Genomic DNA, 21,832 nt, shown 5'->3' with positions numbered 1-21,832 from the left:
AGGCCAAGTGTGCATCAGCCTGCCGAGATGCGGTGCTCCTCACCGCGGTAGAAGCGCCGAACCTCCACATATTCAAGGTCGATGCGGTTGATCAGATCCTCGATACCATACAAGGGTGGCTGCCGTACGCGGTCTTCCAGTTGCTGACACAAGCCGGCCAGGGCGACAGCGCCCATGTTGCTGCTGCTGCCCTTGAAACTATGCGCGGCCGAACCCAGCTCGTCGGCACTCTTGGCGGCGTGCAATTCGCTCAGGCGCCGCTCGGAGTCATCCAGGAATGTCTGCACCAGATGCAGGTAGCCATCCTCCATGACCTCACGCAGATCACTGAGCACCTTGTAGTCGATATGAATCTCAGTCACTTGTTCACTCCTTGATCAAGCCAGATTATGCCCGAGCCAGGGCGTGACCCTCTACAAAAGCGCTCACCCCAAGCACTCACCAGACGAACTCGACCCGCGCGCAGCGGCCACCTTCGCACCACTGAGCGTCGCTGCCGAGGCGCCGTACCAGGTTCACACCTCGGCCACTCAAACCCTGATCCTGCGCTGGCCGCGACAATACCTGCTGCACATCGAACCCTGCGCCACTGTCACGCACCTCGATCATCAGACGCCCGCCCTGGGCATAGGGTTCAACCTTGAGGTCGATGCGCACGAAACCCTCAGTCAAAGCCTCCAGGCGCCGGGCACGCTCCCGATAGTAGTCGGCAAAGCCCTCAACATCGCGCTTGAGCCGCGAATCCAGGCCCAGCACCCCATGCTCCAGGGCATTGGAAAACAGCTCGCTGAGCACACTGTGCAGGCTACCGGTGCGCGAGCGCAGCGGGTGGATCTCCTGCAACAGCTGCACCAGGTACGGCACAGGGTTGAAGCGCTTCAGGCTTTCGCCGCGCAGCTCGAAGCCGAGCGACCAGTCGAGCGGGCTGGGCCGGCCGCGTTCAGCGTAGATCATTGGCGCCGGCACCCGCTCATCCGCCGTGAACATGCGGATGTCACACAAGCTGATGTCGTCCCGAGGCCGCCCACCGAAACGCTCAAGGGCCTGCATCACCTCATCGAACAGGCGCACCGAGTCTCGGTTGCCGGCCAACACCTCATGCAGGCGCTCGACGCCGAACAAGCGTTCTTGGTCATCGGCCGTGTCGAGCACCCCGTCAGACAACAACAGCAAGCGCTCCCCTGCCGCCAGCGGCAGCACTTCGGTGCTGTCATCGAAGCGCTCGGGCGCAAGAATGCCCAGCGGCAGATGGCGCGAGACCAACGCCGACAGCACCTCACCGCCCGCCGACAAGCGATAGCCGTCAGGCATGCCGCCGTTCCACACCTCCACCGAACCGCGCTGCACGCTGAGGTTGAGCATCAACGCACAGCAGAACATGTCCACCGGCAGGATGCGCTTGAGCTTGGCGTTCATCTCGCGCAGGGTCTGCGCCAGGCCATAGCCCTTGGCCGTCATGCCGTAGAACACCTCGGCCAGGGGCATGGCGCCGACGGCGGCAGGCAGGCCGTGGCCGGTGAAATCGCCCAGTAGCACCTGCATGTCCCCAGAGGGCGTGAACGCTGCCAGCAGCAGGTCACCGTTGAACAGCGCATAGGGCGATTGCAGGTAGCGGATATTGGGCGCGGCCAGGCAACCGGCATGGGCCACCTTGTCGAACACGGCCTTGGCCACCCGCTGCTCGTTGAGCAAGTAGTGATGGTGGCGAGTGATCTCGTCGCGCTGGGCCAGCACGGTCGCCTGCAACCGGCGCAGGCGGTCCATGGCGCGTATCTTGGCGGCGAGGATCACCGCACGGTAAGGCTTGGCCATGAAATCATCGCCGCCAGCCTCCAGGCAGCGCACCAGGGCGTCTTCCTCGTTCAGCGAGGTCAGGAAAATGATCGGCACCAGCGCTTCGCCGGCCAGGGCCTTGATCTGCCGAGCCGCCTCGAACCCGTCCATCACCGGCATCAACGCATCGAGCAGCACCAGTTGCGGCCGCCGCTCGACAAACAGCGCCACCGCCTGCTCGCCGTTTTCGGCCGTGAACACCTGATGCCCCTGGCGCCGGACGATCTGCGCCAGCAGCAGGCGGTCGGCCGCCCCGTCTTCGGCAACCAGCACGGTCAATGCCTGTTCGGCAGCCATCACACGGCTCAACTGATATCGAACAGTTTGTCGAAATTGGAGATGGCGAGGATCTTGCGGACGTCGGAGCTGGCATGAATGACGCGCACGTCGGCCTCGTCGCCGCCTGCGTGGTCACGCAACAGCAACAGCATGCCGAGCGCGGAGCTATCGAGGTAGGTGGCGTCTTTCAGGTCGACCACCACCGAGTCAGGCTGGTCGTTCTGGCGCTCGTAGGCATCACGAAACTCCTGATGCTTGCCGAAATCGAAGCGCCCTGTGATCTTGATCGTCAGCTTTTTCCCGTCCTGCGAAAAATCAGTTTCGACTGCCATGCTAGCGATTCCTTCGATGATGGCGGATGCAACTCTTTTAAGGTTTAGCAGGCGATGGCATGGGTGGCAAGCACATGGCCCCGCCTGCGGCGCGCAGACCGATGCAGGTTAAAAGTGGCTTTGCCGCGGCAGACGCTGAGACAGCTCGTCGAGCAGTCGCTGTTCGCGCTTGTCTTCGGCCCGCCGTGCTTCGTCCAGGTAACGTTGCACCAACTTGCGCAACCCCTCCACCCGGGCATAGGCCTGTTGCCAGGTGCCGCGGGCGTTGTTCAGGTTGTTCTGGTGCCAGGTAAGGCTCTGGCGCTGCTGGGTCATGGCCGTTTCCAATTGCCCGAGGAAACGCTGGTAGTTGACCAGCCAGTTGCCATTGACGCCCTGCCCGCCGCGGTTGATCCACTGCAGTTGGTAGTCTTCACGAAAGCGCTCGAGCTCGGCCAGCTTGACCTGCGCCTGGGCCACCTGCTGCTGGAAATGCCCAAGGCGCTGGGCAGCCTTGCGCTCGGCCTCTTCGGCCATGGTCACCACCGGCGCCAGGCGCGCAGCACGTCCAGGCAGCGCCATGGCCTATCAGCCCGCCGCCGGAGGCATGAAGATCGCCCCCAGCTGCTCGCGGCTCTGCGCCATGCCGACGTTCTCGTCCAGGCCTTGGCGCAAAAAGTCCACCAGCCGCGATTGCAGGGCGATGGCCAGGTCCGTCTCCGGGTCGCCACCCGGCACATAGGCACCCACGCTGATCAGGTCGCGGCTCTGCGACAGGCGCGACCACAGTTGCTTGAATTTTTGCGCCTGGCGCAAATGGTCGCTATCGACCACCTGGGGCATGACCCGGCTGATCGAGGCTTCGATGTCGATCGCCGGGTAGTGGCCTTCCTCGGCCAGGCGGCGCGACAACACAAAGTGGCCGTCGAGCACACCCCGCGCCGAGTCGGCGATCGGGTCCTGCTGGTCATCGCCTTCCGACAAGACCGTGTAGAACGCGGTAATCGAACCACCACCGGCCTCGCCATTACCGGCGCGCTCCACCAGCTTGGGCAGCTTGGCGAACACCGACGGCGGGTAACCGCGGGTGGCTGGCGGCTCACCAATGGCCAGGGCGATTTCACGCTGGGCCTGGGCAAAACGGGTCAGCGAATCCATCAACAGCAGCACATTCTTGCCCTTGTCGCGGAAGTACTCGGCGATACGCGTGCAATACATGGCAGCACGCAGGCGCATCAGCGGCGCATCATCGGCAGGCGATGCGACCACCACCGAGCGCTTGAGGCCTTCTTCACCGAGAATATGCTCGATGAATTCCTTCACCTCGCGCCCCCGCTCGCCGATCAGCCCGACGACGATGATCTCGGCTTCGGTGAAGCGCGTCATCATGCCCAGCAACACCGACTTACCCACGCCGGTACCGGCGAACAGGCCCAGGCGCTGGCCACGACCGACGGTGAGCAGGCCATTGATGCTGCGAATGCCCACATCCAGCGGCACGCTGATGGGGTCGCGGTTGAGCGGGTTGATGACCGGGCCGTCCATCGGCACCCAGTCTTCGGCCTTCATGCCGCCTTTGCCATCGAGGGCGCGCCCGGCGCCGTCCAGCACCCGCCCGAGCATACTCATGCCCATCGGCAGGCGGCCGCCGTCATCCAGCGGCACCACCCGTGCGCCGGGGGCGATACCGACGATGCTGCCAACCGGCATGAGGAACACCTTGGAACCGGAAAAGCCCATGACTTCGGCTTCGACCTGCACCGGGTGGTAGCTGTCGTCGTTGATCACCAGGCAGCGGCTGCCCACTGCGGCGCGCAGGCCTTCAGCCTCCAGGGTGAGGCCGACCATGCGCAGCAGGCGGCCTTCGACGATGGGTTGCGCCGGCAGTTCGATCGCCTCGGCGTAACTGCCCAGGCGCTTGCCGAAACTGGTGCGATCAAGGCGCATCGGGGTGGTCCAGGTCGATGGACACATCCGCTGGCGCCGGGTGCAGGGAATGGTCGTGAAGCTGGTCGAACAACTGCGCCACGGCCTTCTCGATACGCGTCTCCATGCTGGCGTCGATGCGGCTGTGCGCCGTCTCGATGCGGCAGCCACCCGGCAGCAGGGCTTCGTCTTCAAGCAGGCGCCAGTTTTCTTCATGGCGTTCGCGCAGGGCCTTGGCCAGTTCGAAATCCTGGGGGTTGAGATGGATGCGGATGTTGTCGGCGCCCATCGGCAGCAGCTTGAGGGCTTCGCGCAGCACCTGGGTGATCTGGCTGGAGTCACTGCGCAACTCGCGGCCGATCACCTGGCGGGTCATGTGCGCGACCAGGTGCACCAGGGTTTTCTCGATCTGCGTGTCCTGTTCGGCAATGGGCTCCATCAGGTTCGCCATCAACTGTTCGAGGCTGCCCAGCTTGGCTGCCAGGGCCTGTTCGGCCTCCTGACGCACCTTCAGCTGGGTGCTGTGAAAGCCCTCGCGCTCACCGGTAGCGAAGCCTTCGTTGTAGGCCTCCTGGCGAATCGCTTCGAGCTCTTCGAGGGTCAGCGGCTGGACTTCTTCCAGCGGCACTTCCTCGACTTCTTCCTCGATGGCTACCGGTTCCGGCTCAGGCTCGGGTTGCGGCTCAGGCTGCGGGTCGAAGCTGGGAAGCGTCCAGACGTCGACGCCCTCTAGGTCGCGGGCGCGAATCAGGTCGCTGGGGTGGTGCTCTTTGCTGGACATGTTCTCAGGTACTCAAAAACCATCTGCAAGCAACGCGGCCCCTTGTAGGAGCGGCCTTGCCGGGGCGCCGGACCGGTCGGAAAGGGCTGCGAAGCGGCCCCTGGATTTCAGCGTCGCAACCTATATCGCCGGGGCCGCTCTGCGGCCCTTTCCGACCGGTCCGGCGCCCCGGCAAGGCCGCTCCTACACGAGGATGGATCAGATCATTTCCTCGGCGCCCTTGCCACCGAGCACGATCTCGCCAGCCTCGGCCATGCGGCGAGCGATGGTGAGGATTTCCTTCTGCGCCGTTTCCACGTCGCTGACCCGCACCGGCCCCTTGGCCTCCAGGTCGTCGCGCAGCAGTTCCGAGGCACGCTTGGACATGTTCTTGAAGATCTTGTCCTTGACCCGCTCGTCGGCGCCCTTGAGCGACACCACCAGCACGTCGGAGGACACCTCGCGCAACAGCGCCTGGATACCGCGGTCGTCGACATCGGCCAGGTTGTTGAAGACGAACATCAGGTCTTCGATCTGCTCCGACAGGTCGTTGTCGACCTCGCGGATCGAGTCCATCAGCGCACCTTCCACCGAGCTGTCGAGGAAGTTCATGATGTCGGCGGCACGCTTGATACCGCCCAAAGTGGTACGCGCGGCATTGGAGTTGCCCGAGAACTGCTTCTCGAGAATCTGGTTCAGCTCCTTGAGCGCTGCCGGTTGCACGGTGTTGAGCGACGATACGCGCAGGATGATGTCCAGGCGCACCTTGTGGTCGAAGTTGCTCAACACTTCACCGGCCTGGTCAGGGTCCAGGTAGGCGACCACGATGGCCTGGATCTGCGGGTGCTCGTAGCGGATCACATCGGCCACGGCACGCGGCTCCATCCACTTGAGGCTGTCCAGGCCGCTGGTGTTGCCGCCCAGCAGGATGCGGTCGATCAGGCCGTTGGCCTTGTCTTCGCCCAGGGCCTGGTTGAGCATCTTGCGGATATAACCGTCAGAACCCACGCCCAGGCTGGTCTGGTCGCCAACGATGTCGACGAACTCGCTCATCACCTGCTCGACCTGGTCGCGGTGCACGTTGCCCATCTGCGCCATGGCCACACCCACCCGCTGCACTTCCTTGGGCCCCATGTGCCGCAGAACCTGGGCAGCATCGGTTTCGCCCAGCGAGAGCAGGAGGATCGCCGCTTTGTCGACGCGGCTCAGCTTGGCGGTAACGGCTCGGTTATCACTCATCGGCGTTGATCCAGTCTTTCACGACCTGGGCCACGCGGCCCGGGTCTTCGGCCACCAGGCCTTTGATTGCGTTGAGCTGTGCCTCGTAACCCTCGCTCGGGCTTGGCAACAGAATGCTTGTCGGGCCACCCAGACTGACGCGGTCGTTGGCCAGTTCGCCATCCAGACCGATCATGCCGCCCAGCTCCATGTCGCTATCCGAGGCAGCCTGCTTGCCGCCCCCGGTGATGTTGTTGAGCACCGGCCGCAGTACGCCGAACACCAGCACCAGGATGAACACCACGCCCAGCACTTGCTTGACGATGTCCCAGAACCACGGCTGCTGATAGAAGGCGATGTCGGCAATCTCTTCGCCACGGTCGGCGGCGAACGGCACGTTGATCACCGTCACGCTGTCGCCGCGGCTGGCATCGAAGCCGACCGCGTCCTGCACCAGGCGGGTAAAGCGCGCCAGGTCCTCGGCGCCCCACGGGGCACGGGTGGCTTCGCCGCTGGTAGGGTCGACCTTGAGCTGGTCGTCGACCACCACCGCTACCGACAGGCGGGTCATGCGGCCTTGCTGCTGACGGGTGTGGCTGATGGAGCGGTCCAGCTCGAAGTTCTTGGTGCTCTGCTGACGCTTGTCCGACGGGTACGGCGCGAGCATTGGCTGGCCGGTGGCCGGGTCCATGATCTGCTGGCCGTTGGCATCCACCAGCGGCTGGCCAGGCTGAATGGCAGGGGCCGGGGTGGCGGCTGCGGCGGTGGTTTGCGGCGCGGAGGCAGCACCCGGCGGCTGGTTGCTCAGTGCACCCGGCACGCCTTGCGGGCCCTGGCTGCTGGCGCGCTGCTCGTCGACCGACTGCTCGCTGCGCAGCGCCGGCTGGTCCGGGTTGAACTGCTCGGACGTCGATTCCACCGCACTGAAGTCCAGGTCGGCGGACACTTCGGCCTTGTAGCGGTCATTGCCCAACACCGGCTGCAGGATATTGTGCACGCGCTGGGTGAGCATGCTTTCCATGCGGCGGCTGTAGTCGAACTGCTTGCCCGCCATGGTCAGGGCGGTGTCCTGCAACTGCTCCGACAGCAGGTTGCCCTTCTGGTCGACGACGGTGACCTGCGACTTGTCGAGCTCTGGCACGCTGGTGGCGACCAGGTTGACGATCGCCATCACCTGCCCGGCTTCCAGCGCGCGGCCCGGGTACAGCTCGACCAGTACCGAGGCGCTGGGCTTGCGTTCGTCACGCACGAACACCGAGCTTTTCGGGATCGCCAGGTGCACGCGTGCGCCCTTGACGTTGTTCAGGCTGGACACCGTGCGCGCCAGTTCACCTTCGAGGCTGCGGCGATAGCGGGTGGCCTCCATGAACTGGCTGGTGCCCAGGCCCTGCTCCTTGTCGAGCAGTTCGAAACCGACATTGCCATCGCTCGGTGCCACGCCTGCGGCCGCCAGTTTCAGGCGCGCACGGGAGAGGTCGTCGGCCTTGACCAGCAGAGCGCCGGAATTGGGCTCGACGTTGTAGGGGATGTCTGCAGCGGCCAGGGTTTCCATGACCTGCTTGGTGTCCATGCCCGACAGGCTGCCGTACAGCGGCCGGTAGTCGGGCTGTTGCGACCACAGCACCACGGCAAAGCCGATGGCCACGCTCGCGGCCAAGCCGACCATGAGGCCGACCTGACGCAGCATGGGCATCTGCGAGATGTTTTCCAGAAACGCCATGCCGAACAGCGGCGGCTTGGACGCTGGCTGGCCGCTCTTGGCGGGGGCGTTGTCGACGACTGCTTCAGCCATGGGTTACGTCCGTCCTCAAACCGGCATCTGCATGATGTCCTGGTACGCCTGGACCAGCTTGTTGCGCACCTGGGTCATCGCCTGCATGGAAACGCTGGCCTTTTGCGAAGCAATCATCACGTCGGTCAGGTCGACGCCGCTCTTGCCAATCTCGAAGGCGTTGGCCAGCTGGGTGGAGGCCTGCTGGGTCTCATGCACCTTGCCGATGGCCTGGCCGAGCATGTCGGCAAAGCTGCTCTGGCCCGGCGCCAGTTCAGGCGCGGCGGACACCTTGGGCAGCGACATGGCGTCGGCCTGCATGGCCCGCATGTCCAGCATCAGACGATTGAATTCAACACCTTGGCTCATGACCTTCTCTCTCCGGCGGCCGCATTTTTTTGACACTCATGCGGCGGATAGCTCGTGTAAAGCAACAAAGGTGCCAGCCTTGCCACCCCTTCTGATTTGACGCGCCGTTGTAGGAGCGGCCTTGTGTCGCGAAAGGGGCGCGTAGCGACCCCGGCGATTTTTGCTGCGCCACAGACCTGGGGCCGCTGCGCAGCCCTTTCGCGACACAAGGCCGCTCCTACAAAGGCCGCACGCGACATAACACGCACACGGGGCTTATCAGCCGAAGAGGCTGGCCTCGACGTCAAACCCGGCATCGCGCATTTGTGCCAGCTTGTAACGCAAGGTGCGCGGGCTGATGCCCAGCCGCTCGGCAGCCTCCTTGCGGCGGCCACGCTCGGCGCGCAAGGTGTCGATGATGGTCTGGTACTCATGGCGACGCAGGTCATCACCCAGGCCACCCACCTCGACCGCCACTTCGGGCACTGATGGCGCCGCGCCCGCCGACAATGGAATGGCGCCGGCCAGACAAAAATCCGCCGCCTCGATTACCCCGCCCTGCTGCAAGATCAACGCCCGCTGCAAGGCGTTGTCCAGTTCGCGCACGTTACCCGGCCAGGCATACGCCTGCAGGCAGGCCCGCGCATCGGCAGACAAGCGCACCGGCGCATGCTTCATCTTGCCGACATGGCGGGCCAGCAGGCGTTCGGCCAGTTGCAGGATGTCGCCCTTGCGCTCGCGCAACGGGCACCAGGCCAGGGGGAACACCGACAATCGGTAATACAGGTCTTCACGGAACCGCCCGGCCGCCACTTCGCCCGCCAGATCGCGGTTGGTGGTGGCCAGCACGCGGATGTCCAGGCTGATCGGCTTGCGCCCGCCTACCCGCTCCACCTCACGCTCCTGCAACACCCGCAACAGTTTGGCCTGCAACGTCAGCGGCATCTCGGAGATTTCGTCGAGCAGCAAGGTGCCGCCCTCGGCCTGCTCGAACTTGCCGGCCTGGGCCGCGATGGCGCCGGTGAAAGCGCCCTTCTCATGGCCAAACAAGGTGGCTTCGAGCATGTTGTCGGGGATCGCCGCGCAGTTGATCGCCACGAAGGGCTGGGCTGCCCGCGGGGACTGCTGGTGAATGTAGCGTGCCAGCACTTCCTTGCCGGTACCCGACTCACCCGAGATCAGCACCGTCGAGTCGCTGCGCGCCACGCGCGCGGCCAGCACCAGCAACTGTCGGCTGGCCGGCTCGCAGGCTACCGGCCCCTCTTCGTCCGCCGCACTCACGCGCCCGGCAGCATGGCGCTGCACCAAGCTCAGCAGCGCCTTGGGCTCGAACGGCTTGACCAGGTAATCGGCTGCGCCCTGGCGCATCGCTTCCACGGCACGTTCCACCGCAGCATGCGCGGTCATCAGCAACACCGGCAGTTGCGGCTGCTGGCGGCGCAATTGCGCCAGCAACTGGTGCCCATCCATACCCGGCATGTTCACGTCACTGACCACCAGGCTGAACGCTTCGCTCAGCACAGCCTCCAGTGCCTCTTCGGCGCTGCCCACGGCGCGGTAGGCGAAACCGCCGATTTCCAGGGTATCGCCGAGCGCCTGGCGTAACACGCGGTCATCCTCGACCAGCAGCACCTTGATGGTCATCCGCGCGCCTCCGCCAGCTGCCCATCGATCAACGGCAGCTCGACCCGCACGCAGGTGCCGCGCCCAACCTTGGAACGCACGCTGAGCGTACCCTGGTGCGCCCGCACCACGGCCTTGACCACGGCCAGGCCCAGGCCGGTACCGGTGGCCTTGGTGGTCAGGAACGGCTCGCCCAGGCGGCCCAGCAAGTCGGCGTCGATGCCGCTGCCGGCGTCACTCACGCACAGGTGCAGCACCTGCTGGCGACGGAACACGTGCACCTTGAGCCGCGCCGGCGCCTCGCTCGCCTGCAGGGCATTCTCGATCAGGTTGAGCATGGCGCCGACCAAGGTGTCGCGGTTGCACAGCAGCTCGCCCAGGTGGCTGTCGCACTGCCAACGCACGGCATGCCCTTGCACGTGCGACTGCGCGGCCTGCTGCAAGGCCTGGAACAGCCCTTTGGGGCTCACCCGATCGCCGAGCGGCAGCTCGCCACGGGCGAACACCAACATGTCGCGCACCTGGTGCTCCAGCTCGTGCAGGCGCTCCTTCAAGGTACCGGCGAAGCGCTGGCGGGTTTCCACGCTCAGGTCTTGCTCGCTATCGGCCAGGTGGCTGGCGTAGAGCATGGCTGCCGACAGAGGCGTGCGGATCTGATGGGCCAGCGAGGCGACCATGCGCCCCAGCGACGACAAGCGCTCGTGGCGAGCCAGCTGATCTTGCAGGCGACGGGTTTCTGTCAGGTCGTTGAGCAGCACCAACTGGCCGGGCTCGGCATCCAGCGAGCGGGTGGCGATGGACAGGCGGCGGCCGTCGCGCAGCGAGACTTCATGGCCGTCGTCCTTGCGCGGGGCGAAGCTGCGGGCAATCACCTGGCGCCACAGCTCACCGATCAGCGGCTCGCCGAGCAGCTCGCAGGCGGCCGGGTTGGCTTCGCGCACCAGGCCCTGACCATCGATCACGATCACCCCGCCGGGCAGCAGGTCCAGCAGGTTCTGCAGGCGGTTGGCCAGGCGTTCCTTTTCGCTGAGTTCGGCGATGCGCTGGGCACTGACCACCGCCAGCTCGCCCTTCAGTTCGCTGACCCGGGCTTCAAGCAGGCTGTAGGACTGGCTCAGCTGGCTGGAGACCTGGTTGAACAGGGCGAAGGCTTGCTCGACACCCTGTCGGCTTTCCTGCTCGATCAGGGCATGCCCCTGCGGATCGGGGGCTCGGGAAACGTGGGCGGCCTGGGGCATCGTGCTCTCTCGCGTGGCTGACCGTCATAAAAACGGTATGTTGCCAGCGGTGTAGCAATAGCCGTGCCGAAGATGGGGATTTTCGGATGCGCTGCCTCCCTCGCCCGCAATGGGCAAGGGAGGCCAGCCAGGCTCAATCCGGCAGCCAGGCCTTGCGCCAGTGACTCAGGTTGTCGCCTTCGAGCATCCAGCCGCCCTGCACCGCATCGCGCAGTGCATCGCCCGCCTTCGCCGTCGCATCCAGGTCGGCAAGGTGCATGCGGATGGCCTCTACCCAGCTACGGAAGCGGTTCTTCACCAGGGTGACCGGCAAGTCGCTGTAGCCCTGATAGCAACGTACGTCGCTGGCGATCACCGGGAAACCACAGGCGCCGTACTCCAGCAGGCGCAGGTTGCTCTTGCACTCGTTGAACAGGTTCTGCTCGACGGGCGCCAGGGCCAGGTCCAGGTTCATTCTGGCCAGCGCTGCGGGGTAGTGTTCAAAGGCAATGCCTTGGTGGAACTCATGCACATAAGGCCGCAGCTTATCCGGGCACATGCCGAAGAACACCCACTCCACCTCGTTGGCCAGCTCCCTGACCACGTCCGCGATCACTTCCAGGTCGCCCGTGTGGCTTGCGCCGCCCGCCCAGCCGACACGCGGTTTGCGCGACTGCCGGCGCTGGGCGTTGAGGCCTTTCCAGTAGCGGGGATCCAGCGTGTTGTGTACCACCCGGATATCGTCATGCAGGCCGGCGAAGGCTTCGGCAAGCGGCTGCGAAGAGACGACAAAGCGGTCCACATAGGCCAGGCCGCGACGTATGGAACGCAGAATGTCCTTGGGCATGTGCGCCCTGTGTACGCTCTTGATCGGCAGGTTGGGCAGATAGTCGTCCAGCTCGAAGACCTTGAAGGCCTGGGAGAACGCGTGCATCCGGCGTATGTGCTCAATCTGCTCGTCGCCCACCTGGCGCTGCAGGACAATGCTGTCCGGCTGGTAGCGCTCCAGTTCGCCAGGTGCCAGGTGATTCCACGACAGCTGCCCCTCGGCCAACCCCTCGCGGCTGAGCGCATCGAGCGGCTGGATGACCCGGTAGTTGCCACAACCCTGCCTGTCCGCCGCATGGGCCAGGATCGTCGGCAGCGGTTTCCAGGACGACAGCGGCCGCCAGCTCAATTGGGTGGGCGCCAGGCCGAAGCCATTGGTGGACGACAGCGAGAAGTTCGGGTTGTAGAACGGGTCTCGTGCCAGTGCCGGCAGCCAGCGGGCATACAAGGCGTCTTCTTCCTCGGTGCTGGCCGGCGTTGCCGCATCTTCGCTGAGCAGCAATTGCACACGCGGCGTCCACACGTTCAGGTAGCCGGCACGGGACAGGCGCAGGCACAGATCGACATCTGCCCAGCGCTGCAGCTCGGGTGTCTCGTCGAAACCACCCACCTCCAGGAACAGGCCCTTGTTCACCAGCAAGCACTTGCCGCTCACTGCGACATAGTTCTGGTCGACCTGCAGGCGCTGCAGGTAGCCAGACGCATCCAGCGGCTGCCCGGCAAAGGCTTCGCCAACCGGGCCGTTCAGGCCGAGCACGAAACCGGCATGGCTGATGGTAGCGTCCCCCGCCACCAGCTTGGCCCCCACCACGCCGACTTCCTGGCGCACGCCATGGTTGAGCATCTGCTGCAACCAGTCGCTATCGAGCACCGCAGCGCCCTCGTCCAGCCACAGCAGGAACTCACCACGCGCCTGCTCGGCGGCCTGGTTGCGCATGTGTGCAGGCGCCATGCCGGCAGGGAAACGCAAGCAACGAATGGCATCGGTGCCGAGCTGGGCAACGCTATCGAGCCAGCTGCTCACTGCTGGGCCGGCATCATTGCGCGCCAGCAGAAGCACCTCGTAGTTTCGATGGGGCGTCTTCTCCAGGATGGTTTCCATGCAACGCTGCGCACGCTCCGTGCTGTTGCCCTGGAGCAGGATCAGGATGCTGACCGGCAAATCACCGGGAGCGCCGTAGTCGAGGTCATAACGCCCAGGCAGACGCGACTCGACGCGAGCCTGCGCAAAACCGCGTGCGTGCAGATGGCGCTGAATGATCTCGCGCTCGTCCGGGCAGTCGCGCAGCGTCTGCGCATCGCTGATCAGCAACGGCTCGCTGATATGCCCAAGCCCCTCGAAACCGGCGGTCTCGATCAGGCGCAGGATGTACTCCAGCTCGAACGCCTGGCCTGCCTCCTGACGGAAGCCGCCCATGTCCAGCCACACCTGACGGTTGAACAGCCAGTGGCGTGACAGGCTCGCCGGCAAACTCAGAAGAAGATCAAGGTTGAGATCAGGGCGCAGCGCAGCGCCCATTTCCGCGCCATCGCCACGCAAACCTTCATCCCCATAAACGGCCCGACAGCCAGGCGCTGCCAGCAGATCAAGCGCGGCAATCAGCAGGCCGCTGGCAGTGAACTCAGCGCCCGCCTCTACCAGCATGAACCAGTCGAACTCACCCGCCAGAACTGCCTGGTTGAGCTGGTCGCTGAGGCTGGCATCGGTCAAACGCAGGCACTGCAGTTTGCCCTGGGCCGACGTTGCGGGTGCCTCCCCCGGCGTCAGCGCGATGATTTTCACTGTGGGGTAAAGGCAGCTATCGCTGCTCAGGCTTTGCAGCGATGCTTTCAAGGCATCCGCATGGCCATCAGCATCCACCACGATGACCCCGATCACAGGCCCACCCTGGTGGGCTTGCAGACGCTGTTCGATCAGACGGCTCTGCATGGCATCCGGAACGCGTTCGGCCAGCCAGTCTTGCAGTGTCAATGACTTGGGCCTTTCGCCCAGATGCTCCAGCATTTGCTGGCGCCCGCGCTTGACTTCATCGCTGCCACAGTCGGCGTGGCGCGCATACAACTCGCGATACAGCGCAGGGTAGTCTTGCAGTGCCTGCTCCGAACGTCGTGCAGGGGCATTGTCATCCCGGCGCATGCGCACTTGCACCGTCTCAGCACGAACATGGTGGAAAGCGCTTCGAGCACATAAGTGCATGAGGAAGTCCCAATCCTCCAGACCTTTCAGTGATTGGTCGAAGCCCCCTACGGCCAGCGCAAGCGCGCGTGGGCAGGCAAAGGTGTTGACCGGGATGTAGTTGTTGACCAGCAACCGTTCGCGGGAGTATGCCTCGTGGGGGTAGCGCTGCTCACGCGCCACCTCGGCCCTCTCGCCCGCCGTGATCGTTTCCTGAATGAACACCGCATCCGTGTACACCACGCTGTCGGGGTGAGCCGCCAGCGCGTTGGCCAATGTTTCGAGATGGCCAGGCAGGAACAGGTCGTCGTCGTCCAGATAAACAACATACCGACCACGGGCCAGGTGCAAAGCGGTGTTACGGGCAGCGGCGGGGCCGCAATTACGGCCTTGGCGGATGTACGTGACAGGGAAATCGTAATCAGCCAGCAGCGACTCGACCGGGTCGCCGTTGTCATTGACCAGAATGACCTCGAAGTCCTTGAAAGACTGGTGGCCAATGCTGTTCAGCGCATCGCTGAGCAATTGCGGGCGGTTGTAGGTCGTCACAATAATCGAGAACAACGTCGTCTCTTGCTGCCGCGCCTGTTCTTCCAAGCGCTCGCAGAGCTGGCGCGCTCGGGCACCCAACTCGCAATGCTGCTCGCCAGGGTATTGCTCCAGACGCCGCTCGAGGTGCGCCGCCACCTCGCGCTCTCGCCCGTAGAGGTGATGCTGCGCATTGCGCTCGAATACGCCTTCGACAATGGCAAGGTGCCCGACCAATGGCTCAACGGAGGCGTAGAACTGGTTCGACTCCTGCGCACCGTGCCAGCGATAGCTGACACCGGGCATATCGACATAGGCGAAATCGGGATAACGCTCCGCCATCTGCACTACCATTTCCCAGTCACCGGCACCGTACGTCTTGCCTGGACTCCAGACCTGACAAAATGCCTCACGCCGGTAGATCACTGCCGACGGTGTCATGTAACTGTCGAAGATCAGCAGGTCAGCGACTTCATTGCGCCCACCGACATAATCGCCGTTGCGGTAACCGGGATGACGAGGCTGGTTCAACGCCTGCCCAGCGCCATTGATCCAGCGAATGCCGGTATAACCAACCGCCACGTGGGGCTGGCTCTCCAGCGTAGGCAACAGGCGCGACAGGTGGCCTGGGTTGAAATAATCGTCGGCGGAAAGGAACGTGAAGTACCGCCCCTGTGCGATACGCAGGCCATTGCGCCAGTTGTAGCCTGGGCCGAAATTGTATCGGTTACGGATATAACGCACGCTCGGGTTGCCCGCGAATGCCGCCATTACCTCGGTGGTGTCGTCCGTGGACGCATTGTCCAGCACCAGGATCTCGATATCGTCCACGCCCTGGTCGAGTACCGACTGGACACACTGGCCAAGGTAACGCCCGTGGTTGTAGGTCGGGATCACGACACTCAGCAGGGGCTCGATGTGCCGTACCGCAGCGGCATCATCAGCGATTGCGCTGGTTACCTTGTACAGCCAGTAGTCTGCCGAACAATGGTAGTTCCTGGAGTAGTCGCGATCTTCCGTATCTCGGCTGATTGGCCACGCTTGCGAGTCGGATGCGTCAGCATCGGGAAGTTTCAGGTAATCCAGGCAGACCAGCGAAGTACTGGGCTGGCCTTCCTTTGCCGGGACAAGGATTTTGCTGAAAGCGCCTTCTTCTTGCAGTGCCTGCCGTTGCTCGGCATTACCTAACAGCAGATATCGCTGTGCTTTTGACGGCAACTCGCACACCGCCTGGGCCTGACGAGGGTGGGCAATCAGAAGCACGCCATCGGCCTCTCCTGCGGCATCCGTAGCCCGCTCGAACAACAGCCCGTTGCTCAAGCCATACGCCGTCAGGGGCTGCAACGGCAATTTGCGCTGCAAGCCTTCCCAGTCGGCATCGGACAGCAGGAATGCCTGCTGATCTTCCAGGCAAAAACCGGCTACCCGTACTCGCCAAGGTTGCCCGGCACAACGCCCACCTGCGATCAAAGCCCAATTCGTCATGCTGTCACTTCCCCAAAATGGTTGCTCGCTTGCGTCAAGCGACACGGCGCCTGTCGGCACGTAGCCTGTATGTCGTGAATCACGCAGATGCCGTCAGGTCCTTCCAGGACACGACGCGTGCCGCTGCCCTGAGGTGCTGATGGATAAGCGCTTCGATGTAATGTTCATGATCCCGCTCGGAACTGATGACCACGACATCGCCCTCTTCCACGTGCTCACTCATCCAGGCCAAGGGCTGAATGGGTACGCCCAGCATTTCTCTGCCCTGGCGATTGATGTTGGAATCGATACAGGCAACGACCTGGTCGCCGTTTTTCTCGGCTTCAAGAATCAGCAACGCGGCGATGAAGGCACTACCGAAGATGATGATCCTGCGCCCCTCCAGGCCGGCCAGGATGCTCGAGCGTGGCGTTGCGGTGGCTTTGCGCGCCCAGCTCAGAAGTTTCTCGGTAGCGCTGGCGTGCCCGGAGGCCGACAGCGTGTTCAGTTGGCACGCCGGTTCGCCCAGCGACAGAAGCTGGGCCAGCAGAAACACAGGCAGGCCCGCCAGAAAGGCGTCGGGGGCCAATGCCATGTTGCGCTGCAGGCCGTCGGCCGTTTTATCAATCTTCTTCAAAATGCCGTTGTTGATCGCCCTGGCGGGCTGGGTCGTAATGGCTTCCTGAATGAAGAAGCGCGCCGTGAAGGCATCGAAATGCAGGGTTTCCGCCTCCAGCCCGGGAACGCCCTTGGCGATGTGTTTCAGGTCTCGATAGAGGGCGACCCCAGGCAGCGACAGGCTCGCCGCATGGGAGAACTGCTGGGTATGCACCCGACGGCGCAGCAAGGGCTGGTCAAGGTAGCCGATGGCATGCCGGCGATTGATGCGCGCCGGCATCAGCACGTCCTCGATGCCCGCCGTCTCCAGGGTTTTCTTGCGCGCAGCCGCCTCGCCAAGGCACGCGTGTACCGCATACAACTTGGGCAGTACGGCGCGCTCCAGCATCACACCGCTGGGCATCGGCCACAGCCGCTCTTTGAGGAAACTGCTGATGTATTCCCCGGGCGCGAAAATTCGCTCCGCGTCGGGCGCGGTGCTGCCCCCGACCAGCGCATGGCCATCCTGATCAATGTCGCTGACGCGCGTCCACACCAGCCGCACCTCGGGGTGGCAATCCATGAAGCGCATCTGCCGTTCCAGCATGTCTTGCTCCATGACGTCGTCGTCATGGGTGACGATCACCCGTCGCCCCAGGGCGAGGTGATAAGCCGAACGGCAGTTGAACTCCACGGTGGAAACATTGCGCGAGTTCCTGACGTAACGGATTCGCGGGTCCTGCAGGCCCAGAATGAACTGCGCCGTCCCGTCACTGCTGCCATTGTCGAGAACCAGCAGCTCGAAATCCTCGAAGCTCTGGCCGAGCACGGCAGCGAGGGACTGCTTGAGGTAGTCCAGTCGGTTGTAAGTCAGCAGAGCAACGGTCAGCGGCGGAATAGCTGGGTTCATGGCATGGACCGCAGCAGGTCGGCGATCTGACGGTGCTGCTGCTCGTGCACAAAGACGAAGTTGGTTTCCTGGGTTTGCTCGTCAATGCCCGGGCAGGGGTGCAGCCCCTCTTTGCTCAGGGTATAGGCCTGATAGCCGATACGACCAAGCCGCTCCACCACCTCGTTGGGGTGGTAGTCGAACTGCCTGGCCCACTTCCTCAACAGCTCGATCAGAATCACCGGCTTATAGCGCGCGAGCATCGCCTCGCCGCCCTGGATCACCATCAACTCCGCCCCCTCTACATCGCACTTGATGATCTGCGGCGCCAGCTCATGCTGCGCGCAGAAGCTATCCAGCGTCGTGGCCGGGCAGGACACCTTTTGAAGGCTTTCCTGGCTGCCCGGTTGCCCGGCCAGCACCTGGGAAGTGGCGCCGGAACAGTTGGGCGTGTAGAGAAACTCCAGCGTCGCCTGCTGGTTCGAAAAGGCCAGCCGGTGCGCCTCTATGTTTAACAAGCCGTTGTGGCGGATGTTGCGCTCTAGAATCTCATGGGTATGCGGAATCGGTTCGAAGGCGTGAATCCGCGCCGAGGGGCAGTGCCGAGCCAGCGCCAGGGCATACCAGCCGCAGTTGGCGCCGATGTCCAGAACCACCCCGTTTTCCGGGGTGATGGCTTTGAGGAACTCGGTCTCCAGTGTTTCATAGGCACGGAAGTTCATCAGGGTGCAGGGCACCAGGTGCTGGTCCTGGGGGTCGAGAAACAACTCGATCTGCTGCGAGCGGGAACGCACGAAGACGCCTTCCGGCAGGATACGCAAAGACTCCACGTCGGTACCGGCGAGGAACTCGGGGTACTCGAACAGGCTGGCGTGCCGTGCGTGGATGGCCTCGATGTAATCCTGCTTGGCAGATTCCCCGGCCTCGTAGGCCGCACGGATGTGGTTAAGCGTGTTCATCGGCATTACCGGGCTCCGGTGGCGAGGCTGAGGATTCTGCCGCGCCAGTCATGTTGCTGGATCAGTGTGTCGCGGATCTCTGCAGCGTAAGTGGTACTGGCAATGAACACCGTGGCGCCCTGGTGCTGCGCCAGCTCATCGGGGCCGGTAATGGTCACACCGAGCAGGGGTTTGCCCTGCAGGTTCCTGTTCCGGTCGACGATGCCGCAGATATTGGCCTTGCCCAGCCGGGTATCGCAGAGCAACCGGCTGGTAAGCGCGCCAGCGCCCCAGATCAGCACCGGCTCGGCACTGGCCTCCAGTTGCTCGGCCAGCGCTTCCACCGGGCGCAATACCTGCCGCGACAGCTCGACATAACTGAGCAGGCTGGCAGCCGCCACAGCATCAAGCGTGAAACGCTTCGCTGCCTTGGTCGTCTTGCGGTACATGGCCAGCAGGTAATGGTTGTCGTAGAAATCGTTGTGCTGGGAGATGACCGTCACTTTCTCGAAGCCGCTGGCAGCCAGCAGGTTGTCCAGGCTGACGGCACTGAAGAAGTTGATGTGCTCCAGCGCAAACTCGAGGAAGGGCTCAGCCGGCGGCGTCTTGCCGAAGGCCTCGGCATCGGGAACCGCGATGAACAGATAACCATCGTCCGTCAGCAGCGCCGCAATCTTGGCCATGCTGTTGCGCAGGTCGGCAATGTGCTCCAGCACGCCGCAAAGGCTGATCAGCTGGAAGCGCTCTTCAGTGACGAAAGCATCCACGGTCGCGCTTCTGATCTCCACCCCGTAGATTTCGTGCGCCAGCTTGGCTGCAGCCGGGCTGGGCTCCATACCGAGCAAGCGCTGGAAGCCTGCCTGTTTGAAATGTGCAAGGAAATGCCCCATGCCCGAACCGATATCGAGAATGCGAGCGTCGCTTGCCAGGTCTGCATGCTGCTGGACGAAGTGGAAGAAATCCCCATGAATACGCGCCAACCCGGGCGGCAGGTCGGTATGCAGGTGATGCTCGACGTTCTGATAGAACTGATCGAGCGCCGTCTGATCCGGAATGTCGCTGGCGTAGGCAAAACCGCAGTTGCGACAGGCCACCACATCGTAATGCACGGCCTGGGGAAGCCCCGGGAACAGAAAATGTTGACGGTGCAGTTGCTCTAGATGGCTTCCGCTACAAATTTCACACGCTCTCATATCGCCTACCCTGAACTTTACGAACGGCCTTGCCAAAACCGAAAGACGCAACAATAACTGGCCAAATAAAGCGGTCTTAACCCGCCTGTGTATTGAGTCGAGAACGGTACCAACGTTGGGAAATATCACTGACCTGGGCAAGCTTCACAAAGGTCTCGTCCGGAATCCCGGCGCAAATAGCAAGTTGCTGCTCCAGGTTGAACATTTCTTCGGGTGTGTAACGGGGGACGCGCTCCTCGCTGGCCACCTGCACGTCAGGCTCAGGCTCCCAACAATCAATAATCGAACCCGCTGCATCGATATTGCCGTCGAGCCCAAGCGTGCGCAGCGTCTGAACGAATCGCGCATAGGCATCTTGATACTGCGAAAGCGTCGCGGTGTAGTCACAGCGTGACAAGAAGAAGTTGATATCCATTGACGCGGATAGCTCATGCTCCGCCACAAACGGCAGTGAGAAGAACTCGCACATTTCCCGCACCCTTGAGTCGTGCGCAATGAACACGGCAGGCTTGCCGGCATGCAGCGCCGGCGTCAAACCATGCATGCGGGCACCGAACACAAAATCCATCGACCCGAGGAATGCCTTCCACAGGCTATAGTTTGTAAAGTAGCGAACGCGCTTTTGTTTCAACAAGGCCAGCACAGGCGCCAAGTCTTTATAGAAACGCCGCGCCGCATGGATATCAGCCCCGCTGACCTTCCCGGGGTAATAGAGCGCCTGCGCAAGCAGGCCAAAGACCTGCTCGACATAGTAATAATCGTGCTGACTGGCCAGGCGCAGAACGTCGTCGATCCGGCTATGACGATTGCCCTGGTAGTTCGAGTAGCACACCGCAACCTTTTCAGGGTTGTGCGGCACCTCCAGCAAGGAGGTACGCAGCGAGGGGCCATTCAGGTAGAGGGACGGGCAGCCTAAAGGAACGGCATTCTTGATCCCGAGGCTATTCAGCACGTCCGCTGAATAATAACCGCGCGTCCCCACCACCGGCGACCGATCGGCGATCACACTCAGGTAGCGAACCACGGCAGGAGAAAGCTGCTTGTGGAAGCCGGGCTGATACTCGTACTCCCTGGCTTGAATGGATTCGCCAAGACTGAAAAAAGGAATTTTCAGTTTCTCGATAAAGTCCGTGACGTACGCGTAAGGGTAACCATCCTGGTCATACGGAGGCGGCGCAATTCTGCAAGGAATGAAAAATATCACCTTGGAAAATCGTTCATTGACCTCTTCTGCGGTCATCCGAAAGTTCCACGCCTCAACATGACGCCCCGAGGTCAACATGGCGCCGGCATGGGCGTAAACAATATCCCCAATATTGATGAATTGAGAATGATATTGGTAGTTGGCCCCGGTCTTTCTAATGCCCTCAGGCGGAGGGAGGTAACCAATGAGTGTCGGACGCGAATCGGGAGCGGTCATGTATGGGCCTGCAAGAGTCGGGACAAACCCACATCCAAAGGTGTGAGTGGCGCCCACCCTAAAGCGCGAATTTTGTCGATATTGAAATGCCCGGCGTTTCTCACGGCAGGTGCCGGGCCACTGCGCGCCTGCGGCCTGACCGTGAGCTGCCCTGCCTTACCGGCTGAGGCAATCAACTTTTCGGCCAATTCCAGGATGCTGGTTTCCTGCGTTTCACCGACGTTGTAGGCATGGCCCGCTTCGCCCCGGAACAGGATGTGAAAGAGCCCGAGCACGGTATCGGAGACATAGCAGAACGGACGCGAGGCGCTTCCATCGGAATCCAGCTGGATATCCCGGTTGTGAAGGACATCGGCAAGCAGATCGGAGATCGCCCGGCCATCGTCCAGCCGCATACCCGGCCCATAGCAATGGGAAATCCGCGCAATCCTGGCATCCACGCCGTATTGGGTGTGGTAGGCCTGGCACAGCGTTTCGGCCAAGCGCTTGCTCTCGCCAGATCGGAAGAGGACA

The 21,832-nt window shown here is 63.0% G+C and carries 17 protein-coding genes; all 17 read right to left on the bottom strand.

The window, feature by feature from the left end; genetic code table 11:
• Positions 1-14: 14 nt before the first annotated feature.
• A complete protein-coding gene (locus NP534_RS13080) occupies positions 15-362 on the bottom strand; it encodes an Hpt domain-containing protein (RefSeq protein ID WP_274098967.1) in 348 nt (115 codons plus the stop codon).
• Positions 363-438: 76 nt separating this feature from the next.
• On the bottom strand, positions 439-2,130 hold the full coding sequence (locus NP534_RS13075; protein ID WP_274098966.1) for a fused response regulator/phosphatase: 1,692 nt from the start codon (positions 2,128-2,130) through the stop codon (positions 439-441).
• A gap of 8 nt (positions 2,131-2,138) precedes the next feature.
• Entirely contained in the window at positions 2,139-2,444 is a 306-nt protein-coding gene (locus NP534_RS13070) for an STAS domain-containing protein (RefSeq protein ID WP_047583663.1), read from the bottom strand.
• A 108-nt stretch (positions 2,445-2,552) separates the two neighbouring features.
• A complete protein-coding gene (gene fliJ, locus NP534_RS13065; RefSeq protein WP_274098965.1) occupies positions 2,553-3,005 on the bottom strand; it encodes a flagellar export protein FliJ in 453 nt (150 codons plus the stop codon).
• A gap of 6 nt (positions 3,006-3,011) precedes the next feature.
• The gene (gene fliI / locus NP534_RS13060; RefSeq protein WP_274098964.1) at positions 3,012-4,370 is read right to left on the bottom strand and encodes a flagellar protein export ATPase FliI; all 1,359 of its coding nucleotides are present in this window, start codon (positions 4,368-4,370) and stop codon (positions 3,012-3,014) included.
• Entirely contained in the window at positions 4,360-5,130 is a 771-nt protein-coding gene (fliH, locus tag NP534_RS13055) for a flagellar assembly protein FliH (RefSeq protein WP_274098963.1), read from the bottom strand. The genes fliI and fliH overlap by 11 nt, the downstream gene beginning before the upstream one ends.
• A gap of 198 nt (positions 5,131-5,328) precedes the next feature.
• Complete coding sequence (gene fliG / locus NP534_RS13050; protein WP_027593031.1) at positions 5,329-6,348, bottom strand: flagellar motor switch protein FliG; 1,020 nt, start codon at positions 6,346-6,348, stop codon at positions 5,329-5,331.
• The gene (fliF, locus tag NP534_RS13045) at positions 6,341-8,119 is read right to left on the bottom strand and encodes a flagellar basal-body MS-ring/collar protein FliF (protein ID WP_186656322.1); all 1,779 of its coding nucleotides are present in this window, start codon (positions 8,117-8,119) and stop codon (positions 6,341-6,343) included. The genes fliG and fliF overlap by 8 nt, the downstream gene beginning before the upstream one ends.
• Before the next feature lie 15 nt (positions 8,120-8,134).
• On the bottom strand, positions 8,135-8,467 hold the full coding sequence (gene fliE / locus NP534_RS13040; protein WP_033699469.1) for a flagellar hook-basal body complex protein FliE: 333 nt from the start codon (positions 8,465-8,467) through the stop codon (positions 8,135-8,137).
• A 258-nt stretch (positions 8,468-8,725) separates the two neighbouring features.
• Entirely contained in the window at positions 8,726-10,090 is a 1,365-nt protein-coding gene (locus NP534_RS13035) for a sigma-54-dependent transcriptional regulator (RefSeq protein ID WP_274098962.1), read from the bottom strand.
• A complete protein-coding gene (locus NP534_RS13030; protein ID WP_274098961.1) occupies positions 10,087-11,307 on the bottom strand; it encodes a sensor histidine kinase in 1,221 nt (406 codons plus the stop codon). The genes NP534_RS13035 and NP534_RS13030 overlap by 4 nt, the downstream gene beginning before the upstream one ends.
• Positions 11,308-11,440: 133 nt before the next feature.
• On the bottom strand, positions 11,441-16,303 hold the full coding sequence (locus NP534_RS13025; protein ID WP_274098960.1) for a glycosyltransferase: 4,863 nt from the start codon (positions 16,301-16,303) through the stop codon (positions 11,441-11,443).
• A gap of 79 nt (positions 16,304-16,382) precedes the next feature.
• The gene (locus tag NP534_RS13020) at positions 16,383-17,789 is read right to left on the bottom strand and encodes a glycosyltransferase family A protein (RefSeq protein WP_274098959.1); all 1,407 of its coding nucleotides are present in this window, start codon (positions 17,787-17,789) and stop codon (positions 16,383-16,385) included.
• Entirely contained in the window at positions 17,786-18,727 is a 942-nt protein-coding gene (locus NP534_RS13015; protein ID WP_274098958.1) for an FkbM family methyltransferase, read from the bottom strand. Before NP534_RS13015 ends, NP534_RS13020 begins: the two co-directional genes overlap by 4 nt.
• A 5-nt stretch (positions 18,728-18,732) precedes the next feature.
• On the bottom strand, positions 18,733-19,815 hold the full coding sequence (locus tag NP534_RS13010; protein ID WP_274098957.1) for a class I SAM-dependent methyltransferase: 1,083 nt from the start codon (positions 19,813-19,815) through the stop codon (positions 18,733-18,735).
• A 160-nt stretch (positions 19,816-19,975) separates the two neighbouring features.
• Positions 19,976-21,319: a polysaccharide pyruvyl transferase family protein gene (locus NP534_RS13005; protein WP_274098956.1), complete on the bottom strand. Its 1,344-nt coding sequence runs from the start codon at positions 21,317-21,319 to the stop codon at positions 19,976-19,978.
• A partial coding sequence (locus tag NP534_RS13000; RefSeq protein ID WP_274098955.1) for an NAD-dependent epimerase/dehydratase family protein occupies positions 21,316-21,832 on the bottom strand: 517 nt, incomplete at its 5' end. The genes NP534_RS13000 and NP534_RS13005, both read right to left, overlap by 4 nt.

Origin of the sequence: Pseudomonas sp. 39004 (assembly GCF_028682155.1) — a bacterium.
Lineage (GTDB): Bacteria > Pseudomonadota > Gammaproteobacteria > Pseudomonadales > Pseudomonadaceae > Aquipseudomonas > Aquipseudomonas capeferrum.
This window is presented reverse-complemented; position numbering and strand designations above follow the sequence as displayed.